Genomic DNA, 17,508 nt, shown 5'->3' with positions numbered 1-17,508 from the left:
GGTGGACGTTCCCCCGCTCACACCGTGCGACGGCCCGAGAGGGCACGGCCCAGGGTCAGCTCGTCGGCGAACTCCAGGTCGCCACCCATGGGGAGGCCGGAGGCCAGGCGGGTCACGGTGAGGCCGGGAAAGTCGCGGAGCATGCGCACCAGGTAGGTGGCGGTGGCCTCGCCCTCGGTGTTCGGGTCGGTGGCGAGGATCACCTCGGTGACCTCCTGGTCGGAGATCCGCGCCAGCAGCTCCCGCACCCGCAGCTGGTCGGGGCCGATGCCGGACAGCGGGTCCAGGGCGCCACCCAGCACGTGGTAGCGGCCCTTGAACTCGCGGGTCCGCTCGATGGCCAGTACGTCCTTGGGCTCCTCGACCACGCACACCGAGCCGGGGTCGCGCCGGGCGTCGCGGCAGATGCGGCAGGTGGCCTCCTCGGAGACGTTGCCGCAGACGTCGCAGAACACGACGCCCTCCTTGACCTTCTGCAGCGCCTGCTGGAGCCGGGCGATGTCCGCCGGGTCCGCACCGAGCAGGTGGAAGGCGATCCGCTGCGCGCTCTTCGGACCGACGCCGGGCAGCCGCCCCAGCTCGTCGATCAGGTCCTGGACCGGGCCCTCATACATTCCTACATACCCGGCAGGCCGAGCCCGCCGAGACCACCGGCCAGCGGGCCCATCCGCTCCTGCGCCAGGTCCTGGGCGGCGTTGGACGCGTCGCGCACGGCGGCGACGATCAGGTCGGCGAGGGTCTCGACGTCCTCGGGGTCGACCACCTTCGGGTCGATGGCGAGCGCCTTGAGCTCACCGGCACCGGAGACGGTCGCGGTGACCAGGCCGCCGCCGGCGGTGCCGGTGGTCTCCGCGTTGGCCAGGTCCTCCTGCGCCGACACGAGCTGTTCCTGCATCTTCTGCGCCTGGGCCAGGATCTGCTGCATGTCGGGAACGCCACCGGGTTGCACGCCGGCTCCTCTCGATAAGTACGTCTGGCTTCCCAGCGTAGCCGGGTCAGCGGTCCAGCTGCCGGGCACCGAGCTTGTCGGTGAGCAGCTTGACCATGTCCGCCTCCGGGTTGCGCAGCGGCGGCTCGGGAGCGGGGAGCGAGTCGGGGGCCGGGCCGGCGTCGTAGTCGGCCAGGTCCGGCTCGTCCGGCTCGTCCGGGGGCTCCGGCGGGGGCGGTTCCTCGGACACCGGTGCCGGCTTGGGCTCGGGAGGCTGGGCGGCCGGCGTGGGGCGCTGGAAGGTCGGGGCGGGCTTGGACTTCTCGGCTGGTGGCGCGGCGGCGGCGGTCGGGTCGGCGTGCACGCAGCGGACCCGCCAGGTGCCGCCGAACACCGCCGCGAGGGCCTTGGCGATGGCGTCGACGTTGCGGCTCTCGGCGAGGCGGCGGGCCAGCGGGGCGGCCGTGTGGCCGATGGTGACCGTGTCGCCCTCGACCGACTGGACGCTGGCGTTGGTCAGCATCGCCTCGGTGCTGCGGCTGCCCTTGCGGACCTCGGCGAGAAGCTCCGACCAGAGGCGACGGATGCCGGCGGCGTCCACGGACGCGGAGCCCGACTCACCCGCGGCCTCGGCGGCCGGGGTGGTGACCGCGGGGGTCTGGTCGGGCTGGGCGGCGGGCGCGCTCGCCGGCGGGGGCGCGGACGGCCAGGACGAGCGCGGGGATGACTCCTGAGCCGGCTCCGGCGCAGGCGCGGATGGCTCGGGTCGGGAGGGGCGCTGGTAGGTCTTCTGCGCCGCGGGGGGCGCTGTCGCCTGGGCCTGCGCCGCGGGCGGGGCCTGGTTCGGCGCCTGGGCGGGGGCCGGGGCCGTGCCGCTCGCGCCGACTCGGCGTTCCATCTGTTCCAGGCGCTGCAGGACCGCGGAGTCGGCGGCCGCGTCGGTCGGGACCGCGCCGGGGAGCAGCATCCGCGCGCACAGGAGTTCCAGCAACAGCCGCGGCGCGGTCGCCCCGCGCATGTCGACCAGGCCGGTGTGCACGATCTCCGCGTACCGGGTCAGCGTGCCGGGGCCGAGCTGCTGGGCCTGGGTGGCCATCTTCTCCAGCTCGTCGCCCGGTGCGGCGACCAGCCCGCGGGTGCCCGCGTCCGGCACGGCCCGGAGCAGCACCAGGTCGCGCAGCCGGTCGAGCAGGTCGGTGGCGAACCGGCGCGGGTCGTGACCGGCCTCGACGAGCTTGTCGACGGTGCCGTAGACGGTCGACGCGTCGCCCGCGGCCAGGCCGTCGACCATCTCGTCGATCAGGGCGACGTCGGTGACGCCGAGGAGGGCGACCGCGCGCTCGTAGGTCACGCCCTCCGGGCCGGCGCCGGCGAGCAGCTGGTCGAGCACCGACTGGGTGTCCCGCGCCGAGCCGCCGCCGGCCCGGATGACCAGCGGGAACACCGCGGGCGCGACGGTGGCGCCCTCGGCGGCGACGTTGCGTTCCAGCAGGTCGCGCATCGAGCTCGGCGGGATCAGCCGGAACGGGTAGTGGTGGGTGCGCGAGCGGATCGTCGGCAGCACCTTGTCCGGCTCGGTGGTGGCGAACACGAAGACGAGGTGCTCCGGCGGCTCCTCGACGATCTTGAGCAGGGCGTTGAAACCCTGCGTGGTGACCATGTGCGCCTCGTCGATGATGAAGACGCGGTAGCGCGAGGAGGCCGGCGCGTAGAAGGCCCGGTCCCGCAGCTCGCGGGCGTCGTCGACCCCGCCGTGGCTGGCCGCGTCGAGCTCGACCACGTCGACGTTGCCCGGCCCCTCGGGAGCGAGCGAGATGCACGAGTCGCACACGCCGCACGGATCCGGCGTCGGGCCCTGCTCGCAGTTGAGCGAGCGGGCGAGGATGCGCGCGCTGGAGGTCTTGCCGCAGCCGCGCGGGCCGGAGAACAGGTACGCGTGGTTGACCCGCTTGGCCGACAACGCGACCCGCAGCGGTTCGGTGACGTGTTCCTGCCCGACGACCTCGGCGAAGGTCGCCGGACGGTACTTGCGGTAGAGGGCGAGCGCCACGGCGTGGACCATACCCGCCGGGTCCGACACCCGACCCACCCACGGGCCGGGTCGGGCGGGCATGGCTACACTGAACGTGGACCCCATGCGGCGTTCATCTCGTGAACCTCCCCAGGGCCGGAAGGCAGCAAGGATAAGCGGGCTCTGACGGGTGCGTGGGGTCCCCTCGACCTCTGGCCGACCCTGCTCGGTGGCTGCGCCACCTTCGCGGGGTCGGTCTTCGTCGTTCATTCCGGGGGGGCCGAGCCCCCCCGAGACCCCCCACGGTGCGATCGGTGCTGACTCAGCGTGCTTACGTCCCGCTATCTGGAGCGGAACAGTCGTTGACTGATGAGATCAACGCTGCTCTCGATGACATCGGAGACGGTGATCACTCGGGAGGGGTGGCCGTTGGTGCTGGACGGCGGGGGCTGGTGCGGACGGACGACGAGTGGGGATCGGTCGGGGCGAGCGCTGACCTGTAGCGGCGGTTGGACCGGTCGGGGGAACTGTCCGCACGTTCGGGTGCTTGGTTTCCGGGGTGCTTGGCCTTCGGTGGTGCGTTTGGTTGCCTCTTCCTAGGCACGGTGCGACCGGAAGGGCCCTCGTTTGATGCAGCCGTTCGAGCTTCCTGAGTTCTACATGCCTTATCCGGCTCGGCTGAATCCGAATCTGGAGCGTGCGCGGGAGCACAGCAAGCGCTGGGCGTACGACATGGACATGATCGACGTGCCGCAGCACGGGACGAAGATCTGGGACGAGGGTGACTTCGACTCACACGACTACGCGCTGCTGTGTGCCTACACGCATCCGGACGCCTCGGGCGAGGACCTCGATCTGGTGACCGACTGGTACGTGTGGGTGTTCTACTTCGACGACCACTTCCTCGAGCTGTTCAAGCGGACGGGGGACCTGCCGGCGGCTCGCGGCTACCTGGACCGGCTCGCGTTGTTCATGCCGGTCGACGGGGAGATCACCGAGGAGCCGGAGAATCCGGTCGAGCGCGGGCTGATGGACCTGTGGAACCGGACCGTCCCGGCGCACTCGGCGGACTGGCGGGCGCGGTTCGTGGAGAGCACCAAGAACCTGCTCGACGAGTCGCTGTGGGAGCTCGCCAACATCAACGAGGGCCGGGTCGCCAACCCGATCGAGTACATCGAGATGCGGCGCAAGGTCGGCGGGGCGCCGTGGTCGGCGAACCTGATCGAGCACGTCGCCGGGGCAGAGGTGCCGGCCGGGATCGCCGCGTCCCGGCCGATGGTGGTGCTGCGGGACGCGTTCGCCGACGGCGTGCACCTGCGCAACGACCTGTTCTCCTACCAGCGCGAGGTGCAGGAGGAGGGCGAGCTGTCCAACGGGGTCCTCGTGTTCGAGCGGTTCCTCGGACTCTCCACCCAGGAGGCCGCGGACAAGGTCAACGACCTGCTGACCTCCCGCCTGCACCAGTTCGAGCACACCGCGCTCACCGAGGTGCCGCCGCTGTTCGCCGCGCACGGGATCGACCCGGCGGCCCAGGCCGGCGTCGGCGCCTACGTCAAGGGCCTGCAGGACTGGCAGTCCGGCGGGCACGAGTGGCACCTGCGCTCCAGCCGGTACATGAACGAGCAGGTCACCCCGGGCGGCGTGCTCGGCGGGCCGACCGGGCTGGGTACCTCGGCGGCGCGGATCGCGGCGTCGGTGGCGTCCACCATGCCGCTCCGGGCGCGCGCGTTCCAGCACGTTCCGTTCGAGCCGGTCGGGCACGTCGAGCTGCCGGAGATCTACCAGCCGTACCCGCTGCGGCTGTCCGAGCACCTGGACGCCTCGCGCGAGCAGGTGGTCCGGTGGGGGCGCGAGTGGGGCCTGCTCGACGAGGGCGTGTGGACCGAGCGCGACCTGCGGAACAACGACCTGCCGCTGTGCGCGGCCGGCATCCATCCGACGGCGAGCGCCGACGAGCTGGACACGTCGTCGGGCTGGCTGATGTGGGGTACCTACGGTGACGACTACTACCCGAAGGTGTTCGGCCGGGTGGGTGACGTGGCCGCGGCGCGGGCCAGCAACGAGCGGCTCCTGCAGCTGATGCCGGTCGACGGACCGGCGCCGATCACGCCGGTCAACGCGGTCGAGCGGAGCCTGGCCGCGATGTGGGTTCGTACGGTCGAGTCGATACCCGAGGCGGGTCGACGGACGCTGCGCGACGCCGTCGAGCGGATGCTGGACGCCTGGCTGTGGGAGCTGGAGAACACCCGGCAGAACCGCATCCCGGACCCCGTGGACTACGTCGAGACGCGCCGGCAGACGTTCGGCTCGGACCTGACCAAGGCGCTGGCCCGGCTCGCGCACGCGGACTCGCTGCCGCCCGAGGTGTACGCGAGCGGGCCGGTCACGTCGATGGAGAACGCGGCGATGGACTACGCCACGCTGCTCAACGACGTGTTCTCCTACCGCAAGGAGATCGAGTTCGAGGGCGAGCTGCACAACGCCGTCCTGGTCGTCCGCAACTTCCTCGACGTCGGCCAGGACCAGGCGATGGCGATCGTCAACGACCTGATGACCGGGCGGATGCGGCAGTTCGAACACATCGTGGCCGAGCTGCCGGCGCTGGCCGACGAGTTCGGCCTCGCCGAGGAGGGCAAGGCGGCGCTGGCCGAGTACGTCCAGGACCTGCAGGACTGGATGGCCGGCATCCTCAACTGGCACCAGGGCTGCCACCGCTACGAAGACGCCGTGCTCCGCCACGAGCAGGCCTGGCTCGGCGCCCCCACCGGCCTCGGCACCTCCGCCATCCGCACGTCCCGGCTGCTGTCGGTGCGGTGATCTAGCCTCGGACCATGCTCCCCTGGTCCGCCGAACTGGCCGGTCGTATCGAGTCCGGTGTCGTCGACAGCGCGCTGCTGCGCGGTAACCGGCTCGGCGACCCGCACGAGCGCCCGATCCACGTCTACCTGCCGCCCGGCTACGACGACTCCGACCGCCGCTACCCCGTCGTCTACACGATCCAGGGCTACACCGGGCACGTGCGGATGTGGTTCAACCGGATGCCGTTCCGCCGGCCGTTCCCGGAGCTGGCCGACGAGGTGTTCGCGAACGGCACGCCGCCGGCGATCGTGGTCTACGTCGACGCGTGGACCGGGGTCGGCGGCAGCCAGTTCCTCGACTCCCCCGCCACCGGGCGCTACCACTCGTACCTGTGCGACGAGGTGGTCCCGTGGGTCGACGCGCGCTACCGGACCGTCGCCGACCGGGAGCACCGGGCCGTCGCCGGCAAGTCCAGCGGCGGCTACGGCGCCATGGTCACCCCGATGCTGCGCCCGGACGTGTTCGGCTCGCTGGCCACGCACGCCGGCGACGCCCTGTTCGAGGTCAGCTACCAGCCGGACTTCCCCCGCGTGGCCCGCCTGCTGCGCGACGAGTACGGCGGCTCCTACGACGCGTTCCTCGCCGACTGGCGCGGCCGGCTGCACGGCACCCGCGAGTCGGACTCGGACCTGATCGAGATGTACGGCTACGCCGCGGCCTACTCCGGCAACGAGGACGGCTCGGTCGACCTCCCGTTCGACGACACCGGCGCGCTGGTCCCGGACGTGTGGGCGCGCTGGCTGGCGCTGGACCCGGCGCTGATGGCCGACCGCCCCGAGTACCGGGACGCGGTGCGCTCGCTGGACTCGATCTGGATCGACGCGGGCACCCGGGACGAGTACCACCTCGATTTCGGCGCCGTCGCCTACCGCCGCGCGCTGGACCGGGCCGGCGTCGCCGACGAGAAGGTCCACTTCGAGCTGTTCGACGCCAGGCACGGCGCCATCGAGTACCGCTACCCGCTGTCGCTGGCCTGGCTCTGCGAACGGTTCCCCACCCGCGGCTGACGGCTGAGCCTGGCCGGCCACCAGATCTTCGGCCCGATGTCGACGGTCAGGGCCGGCACCAGCAGCGACCGCACCACGACGGTGTCGAGCAGCACCCCGAACGCGACGATGAACGCGATCTGCGCGAGGAACAGCACCGGGATCACCGACAACGCGGCGAACGTCGCGGCCAGCACGACGCCGGCCGAGGTGATCACGCCGCCGGTGACCGCGAGCCCGTGCAGCGTGCCGGTTCTGGTGTCGGTGCGCAGGGACTCCTCGCGCACCCTGGTCATCAGGAAGATGTTGTAGTCGATCCCCAGCGCCACCAGGAAGATGAACCCGAACAGCGGGATCGCCGGGTCGGCGCCGGGGAAGTCCAGGACGTGGTTGAACACCAGGGCGGACACGCCCATGGTCGCCCCGAACGACAGCACGACGGTGGCGATCAGCACCAGCGGCGCCACCAGCGCCCGCAGCAGCAGCGCGAGCACCAGGAAGATCACCACGAGCACGATCGGGATGATCACCTGCTGGTCGCGGGCCGCGGCCTGCTGGGTGTCGAGCTGGATCGCGGTCTGCCCGCCGACCTTCGCCTCCGCGCCGGCGATCGCGTGCACGGAGTCCCGCATCCGCGCCACGGTGGCCTGCGCGTCCTCGGAGTCGGCCGCGTCGTCGAGCACGGCCTGGATGAGCACGTACCCGCCCCGGCGGTCCACGATCGACGAGGTCGCCACCCCGTCCACCCTGGTCGCGGTCAGCACCTCCTCGGCCTGCAGGTCCCGGGCGATGACCACGGTCGGCGCGCCGGAGCCGCCGGGGAAGTGCCGGGACAGCGCGTCCTGCCCCGCCGCGGAGTCCACTTCGGACAGGAACAGGTCGGACTGCGCCGTCCCGCTGGCCTTCAGCTGCGGCACGAACGCGACCCCGGCGAGCAGCACGACCGTGGTGACGATCCAGACGACCCTCGGCCGCCGCCCGACGAGTCCCGCGATCCGCCCCCACAGCCCGCTGTGCTCGGGCTTCGCCGACCCGTGCGCGGGCCGGAACGGCCAGAACGCGGTCCGCCCGAGCAGCGCCAGCACGGCCGGCAGGAACGTGAGCGACGCGATCAGCGCGGCGCCGATCCCGATGGCCGCGACCGGGCCGAGGCCCTTGTTCGAGTTGAGGTCGGAGAACAGCAGGCAGAGCAGGCCGGCGATGACGGTGCCGGCGGAGGCGGCGATCGGCTCGACGGTGCCGCGCCAGGCCCGGCCGATCGCGACGAAGCGGTCGTCGGTCTCCCGCAGCTGTTCGCGGAACCGGGAGACCATCAGCAGGGCGTAGTCCGTGGCCGCGCCGACCACGAGGATGAACAGGATCCCCTGGCTCTGCCCGTTGAGGGTGAGGACGTCGGCGTCGGCGAGCAGGTAGACGACGAAACTGGCGGCGCCGAGCGCGGCCACCGCCGAGAACAGCACGACGATCGGCAGGATGGGGCTCCGGTAGACCACGATGAGGATCACCGCGACGACCGAGGCGGCGACGAGCAGCAGGAGGCCGTCGATCCCGCCGAACGCCTCGGAGAGGTCGGCGATCTGCGCGGCCGGCCCGGCGACCAGGACGGTCAGCCCGTCCGGAGTGCCGTCCTCGAGCGCGGCCCGTAGCTCCTCGACGACCGCGGCCGGGTCGCCGTCCCCCCTGATGGAGACGACGAGCTGCGCGGCCGCCCCGTCGGGGGCCGGCCGAGGCTGGGGCGGGGCGACGACACCGTCGAGCGCCGCCAGGTCACGGGCCCGCGTGGCGAGGTACCGGTTGTCCTCCTCGGTGAGCCCACCGGCCCGCTCGGCGACGACGACCGCGGGGATGACCTCCTGGTCGCTGAACCGCTCCTGGAGCCGCTGGACCTCCGTGGCCTCGGCCGACTCGGGCAGGAACGCGGCGTTGTCGTTCTCGGCGACGTCGGCGAGCTTGCCGGTGTAGGGCCCGCCGACCGCGCCGAGTCCGAGCCACACCACCACCAGCAGAGCCGGCAGGAACCACCGCATCGGGAACCACCCCTCGCTCGCTCGTCGCCCCGATCATGACCGCCACGGCGGCCGCCCGCATGACAACCCCGGTTTCGGCCTTCTGACCGGCCCGCCGGGCCGATAGGATCCGCTGCGGGACCACGACCTCCGGTCGGTCCACAATGGACAGGAGGACGCCGTGGCGGCGGTCGGGTCACCGGTCCGACGGGTCGATCCGCTGCCACGCTTCGCCGCCGGGGCGGTCGGGATCGTGGTCGCGCTCCAGGTGGCGGTCCTGACGGCGCTGTCCGGCCGCTACGGGTTCCACCGCGACGAGCTGTACTTCATGGCCGCCGGCGACCGGCCGGCCTGGGGATACGTGGACCAGCCGCCGCTCACCCCGCTGCTGGCGAGGGCGTCGACCGCGCTGTTCGGTGACACCCCCACCGGCCTGCGCGTGGTCGCGACCCTGATCGGCGCCGCGACGATCGTGGTGGTCGCGCTGGTGGCCAGGGAGCTGGGCGGCGGCCGGGCGGCCCAGGTCGCGGCGGCGGCGATCGCGGCCGGCTCGCCGATTCCGCTGGCGACGGCGCACATGCTGTCGACGACCACGCTGGACACGCTGCTGTGGGTGGCGACGGGCCTGGCGGCGCTGCGCCTGTTCCGCACCGGCGACGGGCGCTGGTGGCTCGTGGTCGGCGCGCTGGTCGGCGTCGGGCTGGCGAGCAAGTGGCTGATCCTGCTGCTGGTCCTCGCCCTGGGCGTCGGGGTGCTGGTGGCCGGTCCGCGGCGGGTCCTGCGCACGTGGTGGCTCCCCGCCGGCGTGGTGCTGGCCCTGCTCGTCGCGGCTCCCACCCTGGTCTGGCAGGCCACGCACGACTTCCCCCTGCTGACCGTCGCGAGCGGCATCTCCGCCGACGACGGCGCGGAGAACCGGATCCTGTTCGTGCCGATGCAGCTGGCGTACGTGGTGCCGGTGTGGCTGGCGGGGATCGCCCGGCTGTGGCGCGATCCCGAGCTGCGCTGGGGCCGGTCGTTCGCCGTCGCGTACCCGGTGCTGTGCGTGGTGCTGCTCGTGCTGGGCGGCAAGCCGTACTACTCGGTCCCGCTGCTGTTGCCGCTGGTCGCGGCCGGCGCGGAGTCCGCCCTGCGCTGGGTCCGCGGCCGGCGGTTAACCGGCTACGCCCTGGCCGCCGTCGTCCTGGCCGTCAACGTGGTGATCAGCCTTCCGGTGCTGCCGCCGAGCGCGCTGGCCCCGGTCCTGGCGATCAACGCCGAACAGGGCGAGCAGGTCGGCTGGCCGGAGTTCGTGGACTCGGTGGCCGACGCGTGGCACGCGGTTCCCGACGCCGAGGTGATCCTCACCGGCAACTACGGCCAGGCGGGGGCACTGGAGCACTACGGTCCCGACCGGGGTCTGCCGGCTCCGTACTCCGCGCACATGTCGTACTGGGACTGGGGCCCGCCGCCGGACGGTCTGACCGGCCCGATCCTCCTGGTCGGCGACTTCGACGGCGGCACACCGCCCGAGTTCACCGGCTGCGAGCCGATCGCCGAGCACCGCGGCATCGTCGACAACGACGAACAGGGCACCGATCTGGTCGTGTGTGCCGGTACGAGCGCGCCGTGGTCCCAGCTCTGGCCCGAGCTCCGCCACTACTACTGAGTCGTCGAACGGCTGTTCGAGTTATCCCCAGTGTTGTCCCCACCTGTGGAGAACCCGAGTGGCTAACGTCGGGGTCGAGGAGGTCGGTATGGATCCACTAGTCAGCGTGCTCGTGCTCGCGGCGCTGCTCGTCGCGGTGGTGTTCGCGCTCCGCCGCCGCCCCCGCCCGGCGCCGGCACCCGCTCGCACGTGCGTGTTCTGCCACCGCCCGATCGCGGGCGCGGATCACATCGCCGCGCTGAAGGAGAACGCGGTGCGCGACCTGCAAGGCCGGGTGCCCGCCGACCACCCGCCGGCCACGGACCCGCTCGGCAACCTCCGCTGGCTGGCCCACGTCGACTGCGCGAGCGAGGCCGGGGCCGACCTGCGCACCGCCGGCAAGGTCACCGGCGATGGACCGCCACCCGTGAGCGAGGACCCGATGGAGCGGGTGTGCCCCGCGTGCGGCCACCGGTTCCGGCGCCCGGACGTGGTGATCAGCACCGAGGACTGGGCGCGCAGGCACGGCCCGAGCGCCGAGCAGTGCCCGCGCTGCCATCACATCTGGGACACCGGCGACCCCCCGAGGTACACGATCCGCGGCTGAGCCGGCCTGTTACCCTCTTCGACGGAGGATTCGCATAGTGGCCTAGTGCGCACGATTGGAAATCGTGTTGGGTGTTAAAACCCTCGCGGGTTCAAATCCCGCATCCTCCGCGCTCCTGAACAGGCGAAACGCCGGGCGGCTCATCGAGCTGCCCGGCGTTTCGCCGTTGTGCGGTCCCGCTAGTCCTCGTCCGGCTTGGCGTGGTTGGCCACCCCCGGGTTCGGGTCCCGGCCGAGGTCGATCAGCGGGTGGAGGTCAGCCCCCTCGGGGGCGGAGTGACGACCGTGCCGTGGCTCGTGCCCGGTGGCCGTGTCCTTCCGCTCCTGCTGGTCAGCATGCATGACGTCCTCCTCGTCTCCCACGTCAGCTGATCACGCACCGGGCAGTATTCCCCACCCCCGACCCGGCGAACCCGGTCAGGTATCGTTCTCGGCGGTAGCGTGTCCGAGCGGCCGAAGGAGCGCGCCTCGAAAGCGCGTGAGGGTTCACGCCCTCCGTGGGTTCAAATCCCACCGCTACCGCTCTGAGCAGCAGGAACGCCAGGTGAATCTTCGCGGGTTCACCTGGCGTTTCTCGTTGGTCCGGCGACGCGGTAGCGCAGGTGCGTGACCTGCCGTTCTGGATCGACGTCGGCGGATGTGGTCATCCGGCGTACCAGCTCCAACTCGACGTGGTCGGGCGGCAGGTTGTCGAACAGGCGCCTGCCCTGGCCGAGCAGCACCGGCACGACGTGCAGCTCCAGTTCGTCGAGCTCACCGGATCGCAGCAGGGCCTGCGCCGCGCCGGCACCGTGCACCAGGACGGCCTCGTCGCCGGCCGCGGCGCGGGCGCTGTGGGCGGCCTCGTGGACGTCGGTGACATAGCGGGCGCTGCCCGGCGGTGGCTCCTTCGGTATGTCGTGCGTGAGCACGAAGATCGGCACGCCGTCGTGGTGGTCGCCGTGCCACCTGTTCGCCAGCTCGAAGGTGCGCCGGCCGGAGATCACCGCGCGGGTGGCCATCGCCTCGGCGTACACCTCGCCGCTCGGACCTGGTTTCTCGCGTAGATCTAGCCAGTTGAAGAGGCGGAACCCGCCGACGCCCAGTGGCGCATCGGGGGTGTCGTCAGGGCCGGCGACGTAGCCGTCCAGGGACATGGTCATGTAGAGGCGGATGGCGCCCATCGCTTCAGCCCTTCGATCGCACGCGGTAGCGCAGGTGCTGTACGTCGTTCCCGTCGAGGACGCGGACCAGGTCCAGCTCGACGTGGTCCGGCGGCAGGTTGTCGAACAGGCGCCTGCCCCGGCCGAGTAGCACCGGCACCAGGTGCAGCTCCAGCTCGTCGAGCAGGCCGGCCCGGAGCACCGCCTGGGCGGCGGACGCGCCGTGCAGCAAAACGTCCCGGTCGCCTGCCGCGGCCTTCGCCCGCGCCACACCGGACTCGACGTCGGCGACGTGACGCGCGTGGCCGACGTCCGGCCTCGCGGTCCGGCTCAGCACGAAGACCGGCACACCGTCGTGGTGGTCGCCTGCCCAGTGCCCCGCGTGGTCGAACGTGCGCCGGCCGGTGATCACCGCTCCGGTGGCCATCGCCTCGGCGAAGACGGTCGCGTCGGCGCCGCCGGCAGGACCGGCCGGCCGGCCCGAACCACGGGCACCGGAACCCAGCCAGTCGTGCAGGCGTTCGCCGCCGACGCCGAGCCCGTGCTCGATTCCGTCCTCCGGGCCGGTGATGAACCCGTCGACGGACATCGACATGTACAGCCGAACCACACCCATTTCGCGGCCTCGTTTCCTTCGCTGAACTTCGTGGCCCCAGCATGCGGAACCCCGGTCCCGGGGCGGAATCCCAGAATTCTGGGGTGGCGCGGGTCGACGGGCGTAGGGTCGGCGCATGGGGAACGCGATGGCGGCGCGGGCGGCGGTCCGCGACGACATCGCGCGCCTGGTGCACCGCGCCCTGCCGGTGGCGGAGTTCTCGCGGGCCGTCGGTGCGGCGCTGACCCGCGCGGTGCCGGCCGAGGGCACCTGCCTGATGACCACCGACCCGGCGACCCTGTTGCCGACGGCGGAGTACGTCGAGAACGGCCTTCCGGCGGCCGAGTTGCTTCGGCTCGTCGAGATCGAGGTGCGCGAGCCGGACTTCAACAAGTGGGTGGAGCTGACCGGCGCCGGCCGCCCCGCCGCCAGTCTGAGTGAGGTCACCGAGGGCGAGCTGGACCGCAGCCTGCGGCAGCGGGAGATCCGGCGGCCTGGCGGTTTCGCCGACGAACTGCGGGTGGTGCTCGCGAGCAGCACCGGAACCTGGGGCGAACTGACCGTGTTCCGGGAGGCGAGCAGCCCGTACTTCGACCCAACCGAGGTGCGGCTGGTCTCGTCGGTCGCCGGGCTGATCGCCGACGGGCTGCGGCGCGGTCTGCTCCTCGACAGCGCGCGTGCCGGCGATGAGGACGCCGGCATGCTGGTCCTCGACCCCGATGACGGCGTGCGGATGTCGAACCGGACCGCGGAGCGCTGGCTCGACGAGCTCGGTGCCGGGAACCGGGCCGGTGCGCGGTTGCCGGTCGTGATCCCCGCCGTGGCTCGGCAGGCGCGCGCGGTCCTGAACGCGCCGGCGGGTGCGGCACCGGCCACGGCCAGGGTGCGCACGCACACCGGTCGGTGGCTGGTCGTTCGCGGCTCGGTGCTGGGCGACGACGCCGCGTCGCCGGTCGCGGTGCTCCTGGAGGCGGCCCGTCCCGCCGAGCTGGCGCCGCTGTTGGCCGCCGCGTACGGTTTCACCCCCAGCGAGCGGCAGGTCACCGAGCTCGTGGCACAGGGTCTGCCCACCCGGCGGATCGCCGACCGGCTGAAGGTGTCGACCTACACCGTGCAGGACCACCTGAAGTCGATCTTCGCGAAGTCCGGCACCGGATCCCGCGGAGACCTCGTCGCCAGGCTGTTCTTCGACCACTACGCCCAATCGCTGACCGCACCCGGCTCCTCAGGTCGTCGAGGTGATCACGGCGGCGGCCGTTGACGAGGTGCTCGCCGCGGAGGTCCAGGTGACGGCGGTGCGCACGGCTTCGGCGCCCCAGTTGCCCCGCTCCAGTTCCCTGCCGCGGTCGTGGACCTTGCCGGACCTCCTCCGGGGCCGGGTCGAGGGTCGGGAGGATGCCGCTGGACGACAGGAGCGCGTGGGTCCATCGCAGCCGCCGGCGGGGCCTCCCGTCAGTGCGGCGGCGTCACCACTTCCGTGTGACGCGGTGTCACTGGCGGTGCTGGGCGAAGAAGTCCTCCAGCAGGGCGCCGCACTCGTCGGCCAGGACGCCGCCGATCACTTCGGGGCGGTGGGTGAGGCGGCGGTCGCGGACCACGTCCCACAGCGAACCGACCGCGCCGGTGCGGGGTTCCCATGCGCCGAAGACGACCCGGGCCACCCTGGCCAGGACCAGGGCGCCGGCGCACATCGTGCAGGGTTCGACGGTCACGGCGAGGGTGCAGCCGGTGAGGCGCCAGCCGTCGCCGTGGTGTCGGGCGGCGGCGCGGAGGGCCAGGAGCTCGGCGTGGGCGGTGGGGTCGCCGAGGGCTTCGCGGGCGTTGCAGGCCGCCGCCAGTTCGGTGCCGTCGGGGGCGTAGACGACGGCGCCGATGGGGATGTCCTCGGTGCGGGTGGCCTCGCGGGCCACGTCGAGCGCGCGGCGGATCAGGGGCTGGGTCACTGGGTGATGGTGTCGAGCAGCTTGGCCAGTTCGTCGGCGAAGCCACACCTTTGGGCGATCATCTGGAGCTGCTCGTCGGGGTAGAGGTCGACCTCGCCGACGATGACGCGCAGTTCGGCGGCGGGGAGGCCGATGTCGGCGAGGATGTCGAGGGCGCCTTCGGGGTAGATCTCCTCGTCGTCCTCGGAGGGGGGCTCCACGCGGAGCAGGTCCAGGGCGTCGGCGGCGATGTCGTAGTCGAGGGCCGCGGCGGCGTCCGAGAGCAGGAGGGAGATGCCTCGGGGGCTCGGGCGCAGCAGCAGGAAGAACTGGTCGTCGACGCCGAGGAGGCCGAACACCGCCCCGGTGGACCGGACCTTGCGCAGCTCGGTGATCGCCGCGTCCAGCTCGGTCAGCACGGCGGCGTCCATGGCGGTGCACCGCCATCTGCCGTCCTCGCGTACCACCGCGACCGCGAAGCCTGGCACCGCATCCTGCTCGGACATGCCGCACACGGTATTCCTGAACCGGCCGAGTCGGAAGCACCGGTGCGATCATCATGGGCATGACACCCGCCGATAGCCCCGTCCCGGCCGACGACCCCCGGTTCTCCGGGCTGCTCGAGGCCGCCCGCGCGCTGCAACCCCGCACGGTCGCGCTGCGCCGCCAGCTGCACAAGCACCCCGAGCTCGGGTTGCGGCTGCCGCGCTCGCAGGCCGCGGTGCTGCACGCGCTGGAGGGCCTCGACCTGCACGTCACCAAGGGCGAGTCGTGCGACTCGGTGGTGGCCGTGCTCAACGGGGCCCGGCCGGGACCGACCGTGCTGCTGCGTGGCGACATGGACGCGCTGTCGATGCCGGAGGACAGCGGGCTGGCGTTCGCGTCCGAGGAGCCGGGGCGGATGCACGCCTGCGGGCACGACACGCACACCGCGATGCTCGTCTCCGCCGCGCGGCTGCTGCACTCCCGGCGGGAGGCGTTGGCCGGGCGGGTCGTGTTCATGTTCCAGCCGGGCGAGGAGGGTCACCACGGCGCCCGGCACATGATCGACGAGGGCGTGCTGCAGGCGGGTGGGCGGCCGGTGGAGCGCGCGCTCGCGCTGCACATCACGGCCACCGCCACGTCCGGCGTGGTCACCTGCCGGCCGGGGCCGATCATGGCGAGCGCGGACGCGTGGCTGGTGCGGGTCACCGGCCGCGGCGGGCACGGCGCGATGCCGTTCCACGCGATCGACCCGGTACCGGCGGCCGCGGCGATGGTCGGGGCGCTGCAGACGATGGTGACCAGGCGGTTCTCGGTGTTCGACCCGGCGGTGCTGACGGTGGGGCGGATCACCGCGGGCACCACGTCGAACGTCATCCCGGAGACCGCCGAGCTGGAGGGCACGCTGCGCACGTTGTCGCCGGAGGTGCGGGCGCGGGCGCTGGCGGAGATCCCGAAGGTGTGCGAGCACCTCGGCGCCGCGCACGGCTGCACGACGTCGTTCGAGGTCACCACCGGCTACCCGCCGACGCGCAACGACGAGGCGGTGGCCGCGCGGGTGCTGGAGCTGGCCGGCTCGGTGCTCGGGTCGCGGTTCGGGCCGGTGATGGCCGACCCGCTGATGGCCGCGGAGGACTTCTCCTACGTCGCCGAGCAGGTGCCGTCGACGCTGGCGTTCCTCGGTGCGTGCCCGCCGGGCGTCGAGCCGGACGAGGCGCCGCCGAACCACTCGAACCGGGTGCACTTCGACGAGTCCGCGTTCGCGCACGGCGTGGCGATGTACGCGGCGTTCGCGCTGGACACGCTGCGATGATGGGTCCCGTGCGAGCGGTGTGCGTGATCGGACTCGGTCTGATCGGGGGGTCGGTGCTGCGGGCGGCGGCGCGGGCCGGGCGGCCGGTGTGGGGGGCGACGGCGTCCTCGGAGGACCGGGAGGCGGCGGTGGCCGACGGGTTCACGGTGCTGCCGGTCGAGGAGGCGCTGGCCAAGGCGGCGGAGGCGGATGCGCTGGTGGTGCTGGCGGTGCCGCTGCCGGCGGTCGACGAGGTGCTGCGGACGGTGGCGTCGGTGGCGCCGTCGTGCCTGCTCACGGACGTGGTGAGCGTGAAGTCGGCGGTGGCGTCGGCGGTGGCTCGGCGCGCGCCGGGGGTCCGGTACGCCGGCGGGCACCCGATGGCGGGGCGGTCGGCGTCCGGGTGGGCGGCGGGGTCGGCGGACCTGTTCGACGGCGCGCCGTGGGTGGTGGCGACGGACGAGGAGGTGCCGGCGGAGGCTTGGCGGGCGGCGGTGTCGTTGGCGTTGGGCTGTGGGGCGCACGTGGTGCCGACGACGTCGGGCGAGCATGACGCCGCGGTGGCGCGGATCTCGCATCTGCCGCACGTGCTGGCGGCGGTGCTGGCGGCGACGGGTGCGGACGGAGGGCCGCTGGCGTTGTCGCTGGCCGCGGGGTCGTTCGCGGACGGAACCCGGGTGGCGGGGACGCGGGCGGAGCTGGTGCTGGCGATGTGCGAGGGGAACCGGGAGCAGCTGCTGGACGCGGTGGACGACGCGCTGGGGCGGTTGGGGGCGGCCCGTGGGGCGTTGGCGTCGACGGGCGGGTTGGCGGCGACGATCCGAGCGGGGAACGAGGCGCGGGCCGGGTTGGTCGCGCTGCGGGAGACGCCGCGGGAGGAGCTGCGGATCGACCTGACGGACCCGGAGGCGTTCGAGGACCTGCGCTCCCTGGGCTCGGGCGGCGGCCGAATCCTGCGCCTGGAGGGCGACATCGCGATCGCCGACCTACCGGACTGAACCCACCCCGCCCCGGCCCGCTCTCGCTGCCACACCCTCGCGCGCACACGTCAA

Annotated in this window: 16 protein-coding genes, 2 tRNA genes and 1 other RNA gene; 10 read left to right on the top strand and 9 right to left on the bottom strand. The window is 72.7% G+C overall.

All coding sequences use genetic code 11. The features are described 5' to 3' along the window. Positions 1-17: 17 nt before the first annotated feature. The 3 genes from recR to JT362_RS04775 form a co-directional block, all read right to left on the bottom strand. Positions 18-614, bottom strand: a complete 597-nt coding sequence (gene recR / locus JT362_RS04785) for a recombination mediator RecR (protein ID WP_260189782.1) — start codon at positions 612-614, stop codon at positions 18-20. Positions 615-616: 2 nt separating this feature from the next. Continuing rightward, a complete protein-coding gene (locus JT362_RS04780) occupies positions 617-925 on the bottom strand; it encodes a YbaB/EbfC family nucleoid-associated protein (RefSeq protein WP_260190381.1) in 309 nt (102 codons plus the stop codon). Between the two features lie 70 nt (positions 926-995). Then, complete coding sequence (locus tag JT362_RS04775) at positions 996-2,978, bottom strand: DNA polymerase III subunit gamma and tau (protein WP_260190380.1); 1,983 nt, start codon at positions 2,976-2,978, stop codon at positions 996-998. A gap of 75 nt (positions 2,979-3,053) precedes the next feature. On the opposite strand from JT362_RS04775, the gene ffs reads away from it, so the two are divergent. The 3 genes from ffs to JT362_RS04760 all read left to right on the top strand — a co-directional run bounded on the left by ffs (position 3,054) and on the right by JT362_RS04760 (position 6,805). Next, positions 3,054-3,148: signal recognition particle sRNA small type (gene ffs, locus JT362_RS04770), an RNA gene on the top strand. A 421-nt stretch (positions 3,149-3,569) separates the two neighbouring features. Beyond that, on the top strand, positions 3,570-5,756 hold the full coding sequence (locus JT362_RS04765) for a terpene synthase family protein (RefSeq protein ID WP_260189781.1): 2,187 nt from the start codon (positions 3,570-3,572) through the stop codon (positions 5,754-5,756). 14 nt (positions 5,757-5,770) lie between these two features. After that, positions 5,771-6,805 (top strand): alpha/beta hydrolase, encoded by a 1,035-nt coding sequence (locus JT362_RS04760; RefSeq protein WP_260189780.1) that lies wholly within the window; start codon positions 5,771-5,773, stop codon positions 6,803-6,805. Here the strand turns inward: JT362_RS04760 and JT362_RS04755 are convergent. Beyond that, positions 6,754-8,811, bottom strand: a complete 2,058-nt coding sequence (locus tag JT362_RS04755) for an MMPL family transporter (protein ID WP_260189779.1) — start codon at positions 8,809-8,811, stop codon at positions 6,754-6,756. The genes JT362_RS04760 and JT362_RS04755 overlap by 52 nt on opposite strands. Positions 8,812-8,971: 160 nt before the next feature. On the opposite strand from JT362_RS04755, the gene JT362_RS04750 reads away from it, so the two are divergent. The 3 genes from JT362_RS04750 to JT362_RS04740 all read left to right on the top strand — a co-directional run bounded on the left by JT362_RS04750 (position 8,972) and on the right by JT362_RS04740 (position 11,134). After that, positions 8,972-10,438 carry a glycosyltransferase family 39 protein gene (locus JT362_RS04750; RefSeq protein WP_260189778.1) on the top strand — a complete coding sequence of 489 codons (1,467 nt, stop codon included), beginning with the start codon at positions 8,972-8,974 and terminating at the stop codon, positions 10,436-10,438. A gap of 88 nt (positions 10,439-10,526) precedes the next feature. Beyond that, entirely contained in the window at positions 10,527-11,024 is a 498-nt protein-coding gene (locus JT362_RS04745; protein WP_260189777.1) for a hypothetical protein, read from the top strand. Between the two features lie 23 nt (positions 11,025-11,047). Continuing rightward, a tRNA-Ser gene (locus JT362_RS04740) sits at positions 11,048-11,134 on the top strand. A gap of 69 nt (positions 11,135-11,203) precedes the next feature. Here JT362_RS04740 and JT362_RS04735 read toward each other — a convergent pair. Further along, positions 11,204-11,365, bottom strand: coding sequence for a hypothetical protein (locus JT362_RS04735; protein ID WP_260189776.1), 162 nt, complete (start codon positions 11,363-11,365; stop codon positions 11,204-11,206). A gap of 93 nt (positions 11,366-11,458) precedes the next feature. On the opposite strand from JT362_RS04735, the gene JT362_RS04730 reads away from it, so the two are divergent. Then, positions 11,459-11,545, top strand: a tRNA-Ser gene (locus JT362_RS04730). Between the two features lie 38 nt (positions 11,546-11,583). On the opposite strand, the gene JT362_RS04725 is transcribed toward JT362_RS04730, so the two are convergent. Both JT362_RS04725 and JT362_RS04720 read right to left on the bottom strand, forming a co-directional pair. Continuing rightward, positions 11,584-12,186 carry a dihydrofolate reductase family protein gene (locus JT362_RS04725; protein ID WP_260189775.1) on the bottom strand — a complete coding sequence of 201 codons (603 nt, stop codon included), beginning with the start codon at positions 12,184-12,186 and terminating at the stop codon, positions 11,584-11,586. Between the two features lie 4 nt (positions 12,187-12,190). Beyond that, a complete protein-coding gene (locus tag JT362_RS04720; protein ID WP_260189774.1) occupies positions 12,191-12,781 on the bottom strand; it encodes a dihydrofolate reductase family protein in 591 nt (196 codons plus the stop codon). A 115-nt stretch (positions 12,782-12,896) separates the two neighbouring features. Between JT362_RS04720 and JT362_RS04715 the strand changes: the two genes are divergently transcribed. Then, on the top strand, positions 12,897-14,021 hold the full coding sequence (locus JT362_RS04715) for a helix-turn-helix transcriptional regulator (RefSeq protein WP_260189773.1): 1,125 nt from the start codon (positions 12,897-12,899) through the stop codon (positions 14,019-14,021). Between the two features lie 229 nt (positions 14,022-14,250). Here JT362_RS04715 and JT362_RS04710 read toward each other — a convergent pair whose 3' ends face one another. After that, positions 14,251-14,703, bottom strand: a complete 453-nt coding sequence (locus JT362_RS04710; RefSeq protein ID WP_260189772.1) for a nucleoside deaminase — start codon at positions 14,701-14,703, stop codon at positions 14,251-14,253. Further along, the gene (locus JT362_RS04705; RefSeq protein WP_260189771.1) at positions 14,700-15,188 is read right to left on the bottom strand and encodes a tRNA adenosine deaminase-associated protein; all 489 of its coding nucleotides are present in this window, start codon (positions 15,186-15,188) and stop codon (positions 14,700-14,702) included. Before JT362_RS04705 ends, JT362_RS04710 begins: the two co-directional genes overlap by 4 nt. Before the next feature lie 53 nt (positions 15,189-15,241). On the opposite strand from JT362_RS04705, the gene JT362_RS04700 reads away from it, so the two are divergent. Continuing rightward, on the top strand, positions 15,242-16,477 hold the full coding sequence (locus JT362_RS04700; protein WP_375546440.1) for a M20 metallopeptidase family protein: 1,236 nt from the start codon (positions 15,242-15,244) through the stop codon (positions 16,475-16,477). Next, positions 16,477-17,454 carry a prephenate dehydrogenase gene (locus JT362_RS04695; protein WP_446014126.1) on the top strand — a complete coding sequence of 326 codons (978 nt, stop codon included), beginning with the start codon at positions 16,477-16,479 and terminating at the stop codon, positions 17,452-17,454. Before JT362_RS04700 ends, JT362_RS04695 begins: the two co-directional genes overlap by 1 nt. The last annotated feature ends 54 nt before the right edge of the window (positions 17,455-17,508 follow it).

The sequence above is a fragment of the Actinophytocola gossypii genome (assembly GCF_025165815.1).
Taxonomy (GTDB): Bacteria; Actinomycetota; Actinomycetes; order Mycobacteriales; family Pseudonocardiaceae; genus Actinophytocola; species Actinophytocola gossypii.
This window is presented reverse-complemented; position numbering and strand designations above follow the sequence as displayed.